Raw genomic sequence first — 14,475 nt, 5'->3', positions numbered from 1 at the left:
GTATTACGTGAAATTTTAACGTTATTTATGAACGAACAGCCACTTCTCTAACGAGTGGATTATGTACTTGCACATAAATAGCTTGCTCCAATGGATTACTTAACTCATCGACATCGAAAAATCTCGTTAGTAAATTTGCTTTACACGCTAACTTATCTTCGTCCAATAATTCTCTTAAAAATGTAGAAGGTTCCCGGTTATATGGAAGGAATGATTCAAGTACAGACCTTAATTCCGAGAGAAGAATTTCCTCCTTAATTAATCCTGCTGTGCCAAAACCATTAATGAGGCCAAACATATGATTGAAAATTAAGTAGTAACGAAATCTCTCATCCACAATATAGTCGTCATATAAATTTCCAGTACGTTCTCCAATACCAGCTAATTCATTATTAAGCATCTCTTTCATTGAATTACAGAAATAAAATCCTTGATTATCACGGAAATAATATTTGACCGGATAACCATCTTTTAGCTGAACAACGCTATTTTGCTGATGAGCTTCTAATGCAACACCATACTGTAAATACATCCATACCATTGGCTTTAAAGAAATATTCATATATCGTCTAAACCACTCTAAGCTTACTTCTTCACAGCTTTTACTTTCTAAATCTGCTAGGCGATGAATAATATTCGATAACCGCGTACGCTCCCCAGGTATAGCGTCTTGAACTAGCCCAGCAATTAATGTTGCGTCGTTTGCATGTTCACTATAAAAAGGATTCTCACGAATAATCACTTCAAATCCAGATTCTTGTGTTCCATAATTTAATGTAATAAAGGCTGGATCACAAATAAAATCAAATCCTGGAAATCTTTCTCGTACTTCACCAATAGCCGTATTTAACATTTCCTTCCCTTCAAGACCACTCTCAAGTTCTTTCAGTTTATTAATACGCATTGAATTCGTTACTTTCACCGGAAATGAAAACTTAAGCATATACTTCGAATTGGGATGATATAGCGTCCTTAGTGATGATGTTGCCATATAATACTTACCTACAGGACCAATATACTCAAGCAATTCTTGAATTATCCAATCTTGTACGTAAGCTTGATGCAAGAGCCATTCTGCCTGAAGCGGATGAATTGGAATTAATGCATATTGATCTTCCTTACAGTACTTCGCTATAAATTCCTTACTAACCATCTCATCATTACTTAATTCTTCTTTTATAATCGTTGTTGTAGAATCTGATAATAATGATTTTTCATTTACTATACTTTTATGTGCCCGAAAATAATGAAGCTGACATTCCCCTTTTAATTCTGGAGAATACATTGCACTTTTCCAATCCAATATCCCCTGTCTACTCTTTGGTGTAGGATGAGTTAAATGCCCAAATAATAAAGACTGCTCCGCTTCTATAAAAGTTGTATGGAAACCGTATAATGCGGATGTATCTTCTATTCTCTCTTTTGTAAATTCCTCAATATTTTGACAACTGCGGATAACTCGAAGCATAAGTTCCGCAGGATTCGTTCCTTCTCCGTAGTTGATCGACATCTCTTTTATTAAAAACGTAATAACTGTAACGTAATCTGCTGTAATAACGGAATTACTATCTCCAATTTGATAATAAAATTGTTCTCCAAACAAATGGCGATCTGTTGATGATTTATATATAACTTCTCCATACAAAGTAACGTTCTGTGCCGATAGCCGACAACATAAATATGTGGGGACTGTATCTCTATTCAACGTATTACTGAAGATACTTTTCATTCTTTCATCCTCTGTAATCCATTCTCCACTCCCTGTTTCTCTTAAATAACAGTTTAAAAAGCTTTGTAATGTTGCATGTTCTGCGATTTGTTTCGCATGCTGCATACTGGTCCTGCTACTAAAAATATAGATAAATGTACATTCTTAGAGTATTCCTGCTTCTACGTGTCCTGTCTCGCCAATCACTCGCTACTACAGTTTGCTGTAACACTCCACAGGCGTAAATTCCGATGTAGCCCACCGTAATATATACAATCTATTTACGTTAGTATTATATATTCTTTTGCTTGTAAAAGGTTGATTGACGCGTTCAAATCTCTATCCATTACATTTCCACAGTCACATTCATATACTCGGTCGGATAGCTTTAAGTCTACTTTCTTTTGACCACAACATGAACATAGCTTTGAAGATGAATAGAACCTGTCTACTTGACGCAGTTCAATTCCATATTCCTCACACTTCGTCAATAACCATGTTTTAAATGTATAAAAGCACTGCTTAGCAACTGCTTTAGATAGATGTTTATTCTTCATCATACCTTTCACATTCAAATCTTCTACTGTAATAAACGTTGGCTTGGTTTTCACCACACCATTTACAACAGACTTTACATACGCTAATCGAATGTTTGCTAACTTGGCATGTAGTTTTTGCACCCTAAGAATGTTTTTATCTATATTCGCTCTTTTATTAGTAACAGAGTGTTCACCTCTCTTTTTTAGATTTTCAAATTTACGTGATAAAGAGCGTTGTTCACGTTTTAACCGCTTTTCTATCTTTTTTACTTTTCCTGTTTTGTTTATATTTTTGTGAATTTTCCCATCGCTACGTACAGCGAAATCTTTCACGCCTAAATCAATGCCTACACCCGTTGAATGGAGTGTTGGCTTCGCTTTTGTTTCTTCCAATTCACAAAGCACAGATACAAAATATTTTCCTGCTCTTTTAGCTATCGTTCCGCTTTTTACAACCGCATCTTTTGAAATATATCCATACTCTTTTAATCTCATCCATCCAATCGTAGGGATTTTTACTCTATGTCTTTCAACTATCCAATCTGTTTTGTTGTTTTTAGGGAAATAACATTTTACATCTTCATTTTTCTTTTTCTTGTAGCGTGGAAACTTAGATAAACCTTTAAAAAATCGCTTAAAAGCTTTATCTCCGTTCATAATCGCTTGTTTTACAGCTTTACTTGATATTTCTTTTATCCACTGGTCACATTCTTTTGTATGAATGTTGTTTAGCCATTTAGAAAATTCATAGCCACTAAGAAATTTCCCCTCGGATTCATATATCTCTTTGTTTTTTGAAAGATATAGATTGTAAACATACCTGCACACTCCAATCGTTTGATGGATCTTGGTTATTTGTTCATTTGTCGGCTTAATCTCTATTAGATATGCTTTTTTCATAGATCTTCATCCTCCGACATTCTCTTTTTGTATTTCCTCAATCTGTATATCCTACAACTAAATATGTGAATAACAGATATCAAATACTAAGCAAACTCTTCTTGTGGAGACAACCTTTCATTAGTAACAATGATAACTTTGACTCCCAACTTATGAAGAAATCCATCAAACCAATCATAATCAAAACGGAAAACCCTATCTTTGTGTGCGATGGTGATGGTTGAAACATTTCTCTCCATGCAGTCATCGAGCTTATATTTTTCATTACGCATATCCACGTTTACTTATGTTTTCACTTACTGTTAGTTCCTCCTCTTTATATTAACGCTATCGGAATTTCATATTATAATTGATAATTGAATATCGTTATCAATTCTGATTCTAATTGATAATGATATTCAATTCAAGAGTATATTTCAGAATTTTTTTATCAAATTAAATTTTTATTTTTTTCTTTCTTTTCTTTAATCTAGTTAAAAGTACACTAGAAAAATTCTTGCTTTCAAACTAATTACCTACTATTTTTTATTAATCCATTTTTTGATGGATTAATAAAAAGGTACACCAAATGAGGTATACCTTTCCCTATGATATGTTTACATAATATTATTATATGTATCAATCTATATAGCTGTTTGTTTTTGTAACAAATTCAAATCTCTCCAACAATACGCTGTTTCTTCTACCCTTACTCTCTCTAAAAATTTCGTATCAATTTTTTCAGGGTTGAATTTTTCATAAAACTTTTTAGAAGGATTATTCGTAACAACCCAAACTAAAAGTGATTGCATGTTATTGTTTATACAATCCGATAATAAAGTTTGAAATAACTTTTGTCCTATTTTCATTCCTTGATACTCTTGTAAAAGGTAGATTGCATATAATTCTCCATCACAATTATATGTACCAGTTCTTTCTACTCCCCCATCGATGAATCCAACTATTTCTCCATTTAAATTCTCTGCTACAAATCTAAATTGATGATTACCTTCTTTTTGAAAAATATCTTCCCATTGTTTTTCTCGTTTCTCATATGCTATATTATCTAGAATTTCGTCAGCAAATATCCCTTTATACGTTGTTTTCCAACTATCGACATGCACCTTTGCTATACCTTATATATCATCCTCTATTGCTCTTCTAATATGTATTCCCATCATTTCTCCTCCCCTTATTACTCATCATTATATCAATTTCATTCCTTAAAAATCCAAATAAAAAAGAGTGAATTTGAACTTCACTCTTTTTTGTCACAATTATCTACTTTCCACTTCAACTGAAACTACTCGATCTATCTCTTTCAGGGAACTATATAACTCTGTTGTATATAAATCTTCTGGAGCTAAAATAACCATCTCCAGTTGCTGAAATGCTCCACTATCTATATCTTTAATTTTCACGCGTTTCACATGCATGCCTAAATTTTTAATTTGCTTAAATATACCATCTAACTCATGATGCTCTTTAACAGTAATTTTTATAGATAAATCCTTTTGTCTTAATGAATACGGTCCTGCAATTTTCACAAGTTGCGGAAGTACATTAATCGCTAAAATAATTAAAACCATAGCAACTGTCGCTTGTAAATAAAATCCTGCACCAATTGCGATTCCTAAAGCTGAAGCAGCCCACACCATAGAAGCTGTTGTTAATCCAGAAATAACGTCATTACTTCTTCGTAAAATGACACCTGCGCCAAGAAAACCAATTCCACTAACAATTTGAGCGGCCAGTCGCATCGGATCCATATTTGTATGTCCTGGAACAGAATATACATGCACAGATTCAATTGAAACCATCGTAATTAAACAACTTGCTACAGAAATAACCATACTTGTTTTCACACCAAGTGGTTTATTCTTTAGCTGCCTATCTATCCCGATGAATAATCCTAAAAAGAGTGCTAAACCTAATTTGAGTAAAAATTCATATGACATATTCCCATTCTCCTTACTTTACAATGTTTCCCTTAGAATAACTCACTATAACTCTTTTATGATATCAATTCCAGTCTTTTCTATTCATTTAACGTAAAAAACCGAAAAAACATTTATAACGATGTTTCTCCGGCTTTTTATTACACTTTAGATTCTTCTTTATTTCTGATCTTTAATCTTAATTTCTGCATCTTTGTAGAATGCTAATTTACTGTCATTATACTCTTTTGTAAATTTGTTAAACTGCTCTTTCGACTTTTGTGCTTCCACATTTAATTCATTAACGGTTTTAACTTTTTCACCGATTTCTTTTAATTTCGTTTCTTTTACTTTTAATTTTTCATACAGTTCTTTTTCAGTCGCTAACACTTTCGTGTAATTTTCATTCATCTTTTGGAATGCATCATAACGATTCTTATACGACTCTTCTACTGCTTTTGCTTGTTTTTGTAACTTCTTATCTTCAATCTTCTCTATATTACTTTGAACAGATTTCGTTTCCTTCTGTGCTTTTTCTAGCATTTCTTTCTCACTTTTCAATACTTTTTCACGATCATCTACATTTGCAGTAGCTTGCTCTATTTTCTTCACAACTGCTTCATTATGATCTTTACCTTCTTGCAAAATTTGAGCATATAATTCTTGCCCTTGTTTCTCTAACTGCTCTAATTTTTTTGCTTCATCCACTAAAGATTTTTCTTGTGTTGCTGCTGTTTCAAAAGCTGTATATAGATTTTCTTCTGGCTTTTCACCGAAACAACCTGTTAAAAGTCCTACTGATAATGCTCCAACTACTGCTACTTTTCCATACTTCAACGTTCATTCCTCCATTACATACGGTTATCATGCCAGAAGTTCACTGGGAAGTGACTTTCTTCATGATAAGCTTCGAACTCATAACCTTTTTCTTTTAGCCCTTTTAAAATTGCTGGCACAGCAGCAACTGATTGCGGGTGAATATCATGCATTAAAATTACTTCTTGTGGTTTTGTTGCGTTTGTTAATACATTTTGAGCAATTTGTGCTGCAGCTGCATCAACTGGCATTTTATTGTATCTCCAATCTAATGAATCAATTGTCCAATCCCATACTTTAAATCCGCCTTCTACCACTTTATTTCGAAGACCTTCATTTAATCCAGGCATCGAACCATATGGAGGACGTGTTAATTTAGGTGATTTCCCAATAATATTAGCGATTAAACCTTGATCTTCTTTCATCTCATTTACATACTCGCCATTTTTATATAACTTTGCGAAATTATGTGTCATACTATGCATGCCTACATAATGACCCTCAGCATTTTCACGTTTCACTAAATCAGGAAATTCTTTTACATTCGCTCCAATTAAAAAGAACGTCGCCTTCGCATCATGTTGTTTTAGCGTATTTAATAATTCAGCCGTATATTTCCCTGGCCCATCGTCAAATGTAAGATAAGCAACTTTTCTTTCTTTTCCATTAAAACGACTTGGTGCCGTTTTATTCATTTCAACTTTCGGCTGTTCACTTGCAAGCTGCACTACATTTTCTTGTTTCGCAACAGCTTTTGCTGGTGAAGTAATTGATTGAAACATGTAATACCCAATAGCTACTGCGGCAATCGCTATTAAAACGACTACTATTTGTTTAATTTTTAAAGCTTTTTCCATTCTATCGAATTCCTCTCCCTATTAATCTTATATATAAATCGCCCAATATAATTATACATCTATTTATTTTTATTTCACCATATAAATAGATTTTATTTGTATTATAATGGGAGTTTTATCAAAATTGTTGTTCCTATTCCTTCTTTGCTTGTAACACTAAGCGCACCGCCATGAAGCTCTACCATTTTTTTAACGATAGCTAAACCAATACCTGCACCTGCAGCATGATTATTAATTTGGTAAAATGATTGCTCAATATATGGTAAATGTTCTTTAGCAATTCCAATCCCTTCGTCTCTTACCTTAATCACTGCTTGTCCTTCTATTTTAGTCGCTTCAATGTGTATTGTGCTTTTTTCATGTGAATACTTAATTGCATTTTGAACAATATTCAAGAAAACTTGCTTTAGCCTATTTCGATCTCCCATCAATTCAATTCGGTCTATAGTAGTAATAAATTGAATTTCCTTCTCTTCCGATTTAGGAGTTAATTGCCAAATCGTCTCCTCTAGTATATCGTACAATTGCACCTTTTGTTTATATAAATTAAAATGATTTGATTGTAATCTTGAAAAATCTAGCAATTCTTCTACTAAATGAATCAACCTATCTGTCTCACCTGAAATAATGCCCATACCTTGCTTTATTTCTTCTTCTGTTAAATGATCTACTGTTTTTAACGTCTCACTCCAACCTTTAATTCCTGTTAAAGGCGTTCGTATTTCGTGCGAAATAGAAGCAATGAATTCATTTTTCATCTGCTCAGCCTTATCTATTTTATAGGCCATATAATTTAAACTATGTGCCAAGTCACCTAATTCTCCAGGATAATCTTCTTTAATTTTTTGCTTTAATGTGCCTTCTGCAATTTGTGAAGAGGCTTGAATAATGGATTCAATTGGCTCAACAAATGAATTTGCCAAACGTCTACTAATTAAGAAGGCAACTCCTGAAATAACAATACCTACAGAAATAGTAAACGTAATAATTTCAATAATCTTTTTATTTACATTTGTTAAAACAGTCGTGTATTTTAAAACACCAATAGTTTGTCCTTGATGTATAAGTGGGCTTAGCACCTCTAGTTGTTTTTTATTACCTTTCGTAGTAACTTGATTATACATTTCACCTTCTAATAATGATTGTGGAATATTCACTTTACCTTCTACCTTTTCACCACTTGAAGATTGTATAACCGAGCCGTGACGATCAATTAACTGTAATTCTGTTCCTTCTAATTGAAAGCTACTAATTATGTCACCACTATATTCTTGTAATCGAATAAAGTATAGTGAATTGTATTCTGAAAAAAAACGTGTACTCGTTTTCGCATGAGACTCTATATATTGCACAATACCATTATAATAGTATCGATAAATTGAAACTGAAAATACAACTTCAAATAATACAAGCATAAGTGTAATGACCGTCATAAAATATAGAGTCACTTTCCGTTTCATCTTATACTTTCCTTCCACACATATCCTTTTCCCCACACCGTAAGAATAAATTCAGGTTCTGATGGATTACATTCTATTTTTTGACGTAACCGTCTCATATTTACATCTACTACTTTCGTTTCACCTACGTAATTGGTTCCCCAAATCATATTTAAAATTTCATCACGCGAAACTGGCTTTGAAGCCTGATTCATTAAATACTGTAATATCATATACTCTGTAGGTGTTAAATCGACTAATTGTCCATCTTTATACAATCTTTCTTCTATAATATTTAACGAAAATGGACCTGACGTAACAATATTCGTTTTTTCTTCATGTACTTCTATTCTTCTTAATAAAGACTGTATACGTGCAGTTAATACTACTGGACTAAACGGTTTTGCAATATAATCATCTGCCCCTATTCCTAGTCCTTGCACCTTATCTTCATCTTGTACACGTGCGGTTAACATAATAATACCCATTTTTTCATTTTCTTTCCTGATAGCCTTACAAACTTCTAAACCATCAATTCCCGGTAACATAACATCCAGCAGTGCTATATCAACAGTTTGTTCACTCAAAATCTGTAACGCTTCTTCTCCAGTAGTAGCTTCTATTACATAAAATCCAGCACGTTTTAAATTTAAAACAATAAAGCTACGGATTGTTAATTCATCTTCTAAAACTAAAATTTTTGACATAATTCCCACCTCCTACTCTTGTTGATAATCCGCTAGCGGTTTTATATATTCTTTCACTTTTTCAAATTTCGATTGCTTCGGTACTGCATATACGTGAGAAGCTGTTTTAATTGCTGCGCTGTAGCCTTTTATATTGAACCATTCTTTCCGCTTAAAAATATGAACTTCAAGCCATATTTCATTTGTTCTTGTATCCAAAAACTTTTGAGAATTTGATTCTTTTTGCTGATCTGGTATTGTAATTTTCCCTATTAACTCTTTAGGAATTTTCACATAATATCCTTTTTCTATATCTATATATCGTTCTTCAATTGGTTTAATTCCAGATTCACTCCACTGTATGTAACGTTCAAAAAGCGGACTATCGCCATGTGATTTATCCTCCCAACCTTTTGGACGTACAGTACGAACAAATTCAATAATGCCGTCTTCATTAACATCTTTACTTTCTACAACATATTCATTAAATAAATCTTCTTTCCCATCTATAGGTAATACTTCATAATGATCCTGATCAAATTTTGCTACATAAGTTATACCTGAATGAGCGCCAACTCCTGCATCAATTACTACCGCCTTTAGTGATTTAGATATACGACCCATTTGTATTCTTTGAATACTATTTATAAATGGATCGTATGACACTTCAGATAAAGTCTTAAATTGTTCCATGAACTCAACTGTCAGCTTCTCATCTTTTTCAAATGTAACAAGGCTTATATCTTTCAGTCCATTTTCATTTAGATCCTCTATGAATAACTTCGTATAACTTCGATTATATATTTCCTTCATCTCTTCATTTTCTTCCGAAAAAACATACATAACATGTTCTAACGATTCACGATTTACAGAGATTCCGATTAACAACTCTCTCTTCCCGTTCCCTGTAAAATCACCGACTTCAACGATATCTACATCTCCTCCATCAAATTTATGTGTGGACTTTATTCTCCAGCCATTTCCGATTTCTTCATATACGGCTAAATATACGCTATGATCTTCATTCGGCAATTTATAAAATAAGATGGCTTCTTTCTTATTATCTTGTTTAAAATTCATTGACCAAATCATCTGTTTATCTTTGTTAGACATTGGAGTAAGTAAGCGATAATTAACAGGTAAATCTTTATCAATTTGTTCCTTTAATTCATTAATCCATTTTTCATTTGTAGGAGCTTCCATTAGACTTGTTGGAGCCTCAGACATTTTACATCCAGTCAATATAAAGATAATTCCCATCATGCTTAACCATTTCTGCATATGATATCTTTCCTTACCACAAATTTTGAATATGTCCTTTTACTTTTTTACCTATCCATTATACTCATACATATGAGTATAATTTTTCTAAACTAAAAAATCGTTACAGAAAAGTTACAAATACATTCCCATAAAAAAAGATTGGCAAAAGCCAATCTTTTTTTATTATTCGTTTCGGACTGATTTTGGCGTTACACCTAAATGATCATTTAATTTTTTGGAAATGTCTTTTACATTTTTTTCATTTGGAATGTAATAATAAATACCACCGATACGTTTATCTGTACCTTCTATTTGCATTTTTTCCATTTCCAAATTAGATCCTGCCATATTTTTTGTAATGGCCAGCATATCGTCAAATGTTAAGTTCGTTTTCATATTTTTATCAACCGCATCCAGTAAAGAGCCCATTTTGCTAATTGATTGAACAGACATCGCTTTTTTAGCAATTGCTTCTATTACAAGTTGCTGTCTCTGTCCACGCATTGCGTCACTATCAATTTTACGCGTTCTTGCAAGTGCAAGTGCTTGTTCTCCATTTAAATGTTGGTAACCTTTTTCTAAATGGATCATACCAGCTTGGTCTTTACTATCTTGTTCAGTGAAAGTAACTGGTACATCAATATCAATACCACCAATTGAATCGACAATTTGTACGAATGATTCAAAGTTAAACTTCACATAATAATCAACAGGGACATTTAAAAATCTTTCCACCGTATCACGTGTGCTTTCTACGCCACCAAATACGTGAGCATGAGTAATTTTATCTAATTTTTTTCTAGTTGGAATGTAAACACGTGAATCACGTGGAATACTTACTAGCTTAACAGACTTATCATCTTTATTAATTGTTGCTAATAAAAGTGCATCTGTTCGAACTGCTTCGCCATATTGGCTTTTTCTCATTTCACTTCCATCTACACCCATGATTAATATTGAAATATTATCCTTTAAAGGTTCAACTTCTTTATCACGCTTTGATGACTTATCAATTTTTGCATACGCATCATTTACAACAGCTTTTGCTTTATTATATATAAACGAACCATATCCTACTCCTCCAAAAATAAGTAGGAAAAATGGAATTAATATGAACCATTTTATTGACTTTCTTTTAGAACGCTTTTTATTACTTCTCGTATTTTGTTCTAATTCAGAGCTCATACCCATTCGCCTCTCTTTCTCTTTACCAAGTATAATGTAAGTCTATTTATCTTCATATTGAATTTCCTTTCACTAACCTTACAATTTTGTAAGGTTACTACTTAAACCCAATACGTATTCCATTTCACATTATACTCTCGTACTTATTTTTGGCAAGTCACTATTTACCAATTTCAAAAATTTAGCACTTCGCAACATACGGATTTACAAATTTATTAACTCTTTCATTTTAAATTAGAATGTCTTTTTCCTAACAAACGATATGAATAAAGAATCCAGCTAATTATAAAATCTCTATGAATACAGTATATTTAACTTTATTATTTCTCAAACGGCGTATACACACTTTTCTTCCCCTGATTATCAATGTAAGCCGACTTTGCTTTTATTTTCGTTTTTTCTACTTCCATGTCTTCATTTGAGAAGTTCACAATGATTTTAATATCTTTTCCATAAGAAACAGATTGTACTAGCTTATCTTCTGACAAATACGCAAAATTCGTCATCTCTTCTTTTACTGCTTTTTCATGAACTTCATTCCAAACTTTTAGATGCTCTGTAATTTCTTTTTTATGCTTATTCCACTCTACTTCATCTAAATGGTACAACGGAGGAACATTATACAATAATTCAGACAGCATTCGATTTCCAACTTCATCTTTTACCTTTAAACTTCCCCATTCCCAATGATGCGTTGTAATAACGGAATCATTGTATACTAATTTATATAATGGTACCGAATATACTGGGTTTAAATATACTTGTTTATATTCTTCTTTCAATGGTACTTGTTTTGCATATTTTTCAGGCACATTTTGATTTGGTGACCAATATCCACCGACATAATACGGACTTGTTTTATTTTTCCGCATATCTTCATCGTCCCATTTAATAACAGGTGTTTCAATTCCGTGTGCAAATGCAATCGTACTACTAGCAAAATCATTTCCGCCTTCAGAACCAACGACCATACCCTTTTCTTGCGCAATGTAGTCCATTCGTTTTAAACGTGCTTTTAAATCTTGCTCTTGCGTCGTTATATGTTTCGCTGAATAGTCATCGTAAATTTCACCTGTCGCATCACAATCAATAAACCATGAATTATATTTAGGACCATTTTGTAATATATCATTCATGCGTTCCTTTACACTAGGCAGCGATAAAGTCGGATTTAACTTGCGACCTCTTCCTAAAAAGCCTTGCACCTTTTCTCCGTTTTTCTTCGTTACAGTAGCCTCTTCGTATAATGACGGGTCATTAAAGGATGCTGTGTTCCAATTTTTATCACTTTTTTCGTGAATGGAATGATACGAATCATACGGACCAACTAAATACCCCATTTCCTTAGCTTTTGTCACGAAATTAGGTTGCATAAATCCTTGTTCCCAGTTCGGCAGACCAATCCACGCTTTTTCTATTCCTGCCTCTTTCATTTCCTTTAATATATCCGTTCCATCTGCATTACCCCATTTACTTACCTCTTCAACCGCATCACCAAGTAGCGACTTTAATAAATGCTTATTTAAGCTATACAATTCTGTATTCGTTAAGTGACCTACACCTTTCTTTAATAGCACACTAGCTTCCTGATTAACGTTTTGAAAAATATCCTCTTTATAAAATTCCTTCATCGATAATACTTCGTTTATATAACGTAAAATAACATTTTTTTGATACTTATCAATGAAATCTTGTTTACTTACTTGATCCAATACATTCAGTTCCCCAGGCTCGGAACTATTCTTTTGAATAAGTTCTTTTATATGACTAAACAGCGGGCTATTTATTTGCTCCCTTAGTTTTGGCCAATTTATATTATTTTCTAATAAACCATTTTGATTCCAAAAATAAAAATGCGCCGCTCCATATAACTTTTCGATTTCTTTATTTTTTCTAGCCTTTTCTTGTAATGTTTTAAATTCACCTTTTCGAACAATATCATCCTTATACAGTTTAGCAATGCTTACCGCATCATTATTTGTCACATATAATTGAAATCCATATGTTTTATTTTTATTTATGCTCGGAAATTCATGTGTAAAATCAAATCCTATTTTCGGATCCGAATGAAATTTCAATTCATTATTAAACATATTCGTTGCAATATATACAATTGAATATTTCGAACCATTTAATGCGAAAAACTTCATAGAAAATGATTCAGCAAATGAATATGCATCATCCTTTAAAAACTTCTTCCAATTCTCATCATTGCTCGGAATTTGCTTACCCTCCCATAACGGAAGTGTATAATTTTCAGCTTCTACTTTCGGCCATGTAAAGCTTTCTGCACCAGTCGATTCCACTTCAATGTTTAAGTGGTCTTTTTTCTTTTCTAATTTTATTTTTACTTTTTGATCTGGATATTCCCACGATGTACGATCCTTTTCTTTTTTTACATTCGATACCTTCATTTTCGGTAGGGGTTGTGATGCCTGTTCCTTTGCCCCCTCATGTTCTACAGTTAATGTGAATGTTTCTGGATTTACATCATAAGTAAAATCTTTATACGTCGCTTTCTTTATTTTAGACTCTTGTACAGCATTACTACCTTTTACGTCACAACCGACTAAAGTCGAAAACGACATAGTTGTAAGAAGACATATCGCTATCATTTTTTTCATCCTCTGCACCTCCACCAATGAATATACAGATGCTTTGTTACAGGAATGTGGCAAAAAATAATAGAGCTAGCATTTTGCTAGCTCTGTTTGGAGTATTAAAAGTTGATATGAACAACTATAATTCGCTTAGAAGATATGTAATACAGTAACTACATTTTTTCTCAACAATTATGAAACTAAACAAATCAAAATTTTAACAAGCATTCTTCAACTGAAAAAATAAGTGTATACAATGTATCCTAAAAGTAGTACTAAAATGATTATTCCTGTACCTTTCCAATTCATACCGCCTGCTATATCAACTGGACTACCCGTTTCCGCTCTATTGAGTCCGTCACGTAAAGAACCCGTAGGATTACTTTTTAATTCACTTTGTCTCATACGCTCTCTTTTTTCTTCTGGTGACTCTTTATTCATTTAATCACCTCCAAAATGAATGCACTCTTTACTTACATTATTCAAAATCAACATTTGTTTTATATTTTTCCGAAAAAACCTAATTTAAAATAGGTTTGCAACGTAAAGAAAGCTAGCCATGCCAG

The 14,475-nt window shown here is 32.8% G+C and carries 13 protein-coding genes; all 13 read right to left on the bottom strand.

All coding sequences use genetic code 11. The features are described from left to right. Positions 1-25 precede the first annotated feature (25 nt). The 13 genes from N2V80_RS09595 to N2V80_RS09535 all read right to left on the bottom strand — a co-directional run bounded on the left by N2V80_RS09595 (position 26) and on the right by N2V80_RS09535 (position 14,350). Positions 26-1,834 (bottom strand): IucA/IucC family protein, encoded by a 1,809-nt coding sequence (locus tag N2V80_RS09595; protein WP_001163356.1) that lies wholly within the window; start codon positions 1,832-1,834, stop codon positions 26-28. A gap of 155 nt (positions 1,835-1,989) precedes the next feature. Continuing rightward, positions 1,990-3,147, bottom strand: coding sequence for an RNA-guided endonuclease InsQ/TnpB family protein (locus N2V80_RS09590; protein ID WP_000710469.1), 1,158 nt, complete (start codon positions 3,145-3,147; stop codon positions 1,990-1,992). Positions 3,148-3,233: 86 nt separating this feature from the next. After that, on the bottom strand, positions 3,234-3,419 hold the full coding sequence (locus N2V80_RS09585; RefSeq protein ID WP_021728404.1) for a putative site-specific integrase/resolvase: 186 nt from the start codon (positions 3,417-3,419) through the stop codon (positions 3,234-3,236). 351 nt (positions 3,420-3,770) lie between these two features. Then, positions 3,771-4,259, bottom strand: coding sequence for a GNAT family N-acetyltransferase (locus N2V80_RS09580; RefSeq protein ID WP_240520977.1), 489 nt, complete (start codon positions 4,257-4,259; stop codon positions 3,771-3,773). Between the two features lie 144 nt (positions 4,260-4,403). Continuing rightward, positions 4,404-5,084: an MgtC/SapB family protein gene (locus N2V80_RS09575; protein WP_000119510.1), complete on the bottom strand. Its 681-nt coding sequence runs from the start codon at positions 5,082-5,084 to the stop codon at positions 4,404-4,406. 159 nt (positions 5,085-5,243) lie between these two features. After that, a complete protein-coding gene (locus N2V80_RS09570; RefSeq protein WP_000873565.1) occupies positions 5,244-5,900 on the bottom strand; it encodes a YkyA family protein in 657 nt (218 codons plus the stop codon). 14 nt (positions 5,901-5,914) lie between these two features. Further along, complete coding sequence (locus tag N2V80_RS09565) at positions 5,915-6,736, bottom strand: peptidoglycan-N-acetylglucosamine deacetylase (protein WP_000409484.1); 822 nt, start codon at positions 6,734-6,736, stop codon at positions 5,915-5,917. Positions 6,737-6,837: 101 nt separating this feature from the next. Next, a complete protein-coding gene (locus tag N2V80_RS09560) occupies positions 6,838-8,196 on the bottom strand; it encodes a sensor histidine kinase (RefSeq protein ID WP_000824531.1) in 1,359 nt (452 codons plus the stop codon). Next, complete coding sequence (locus N2V80_RS09555; RefSeq protein ID WP_000036068.1) at positions 8,193-8,882, bottom strand: response regulator transcription factor; 690 nt, start codon at positions 8,880-8,882, stop codon at positions 8,193-8,195. The genes N2V80_RS09560 and N2V80_RS09555 overlap by 4 nt, the downstream gene beginning before the upstream one ends. Before the next feature lie 12 nt (positions 8,883-8,894). Beyond that, complete coding sequence (locus N2V80_RS09550) at positions 8,895-10,142, bottom strand: hypothetical protein (protein ID WP_001174863.1); 1,248 nt, start codon at positions 10,140-10,142, stop codon at positions 8,895-8,897. 165 nt (positions 10,143-10,307) lie between these two features. Further along, the gene (locus tag N2V80_RS09545; protein ID WP_001987131.1) at positions 10,308-11,309 is read right to left on the bottom strand and encodes an LCP family protein; all 1,002 of its coding nucleotides are present in this window, start codon (positions 11,307-11,309) and stop codon (positions 10,308-10,310) included. A 320-nt stretch (positions 11,310-11,629) separates the two neighbouring features. Continuing rightward, positions 11,630-13,933 (bottom strand): glycoside hydrolase, encoded by a 2,304-nt coding sequence (locus N2V80_RS09540; protein WP_000738150.1) that lies wholly within the window; start codon positions 13,931-13,933, stop codon positions 11,630-11,632. Between the two features lie 207 nt (positions 13,934-14,140). Then, on the bottom strand, positions 14,141-14,350 hold the full coding sequence (locus tag N2V80_RS09535; protein ID WP_001031483.1) for a DUF6366 family protein: 210 nt from the start codon (positions 14,348-14,350) through the stop codon (positions 14,141-14,143). Positions 14,351-14,475 lie beyond the last annotated feature (125 nt).

This window comes from Bacillus sp. FSL W8-0640 (genome assembly GCF_038007725.1).
Taxonomy (GTDB): Bacteria; Bacillota; Bacilli; order Bacillales; family Bacillaceae_G; genus Bacillus_A; species Bacillus_A cereus.
Note: the sequence above shows the minus strand (reverse complement) of the source record. Positions and strands in the feature narration are given on the sequence as shown.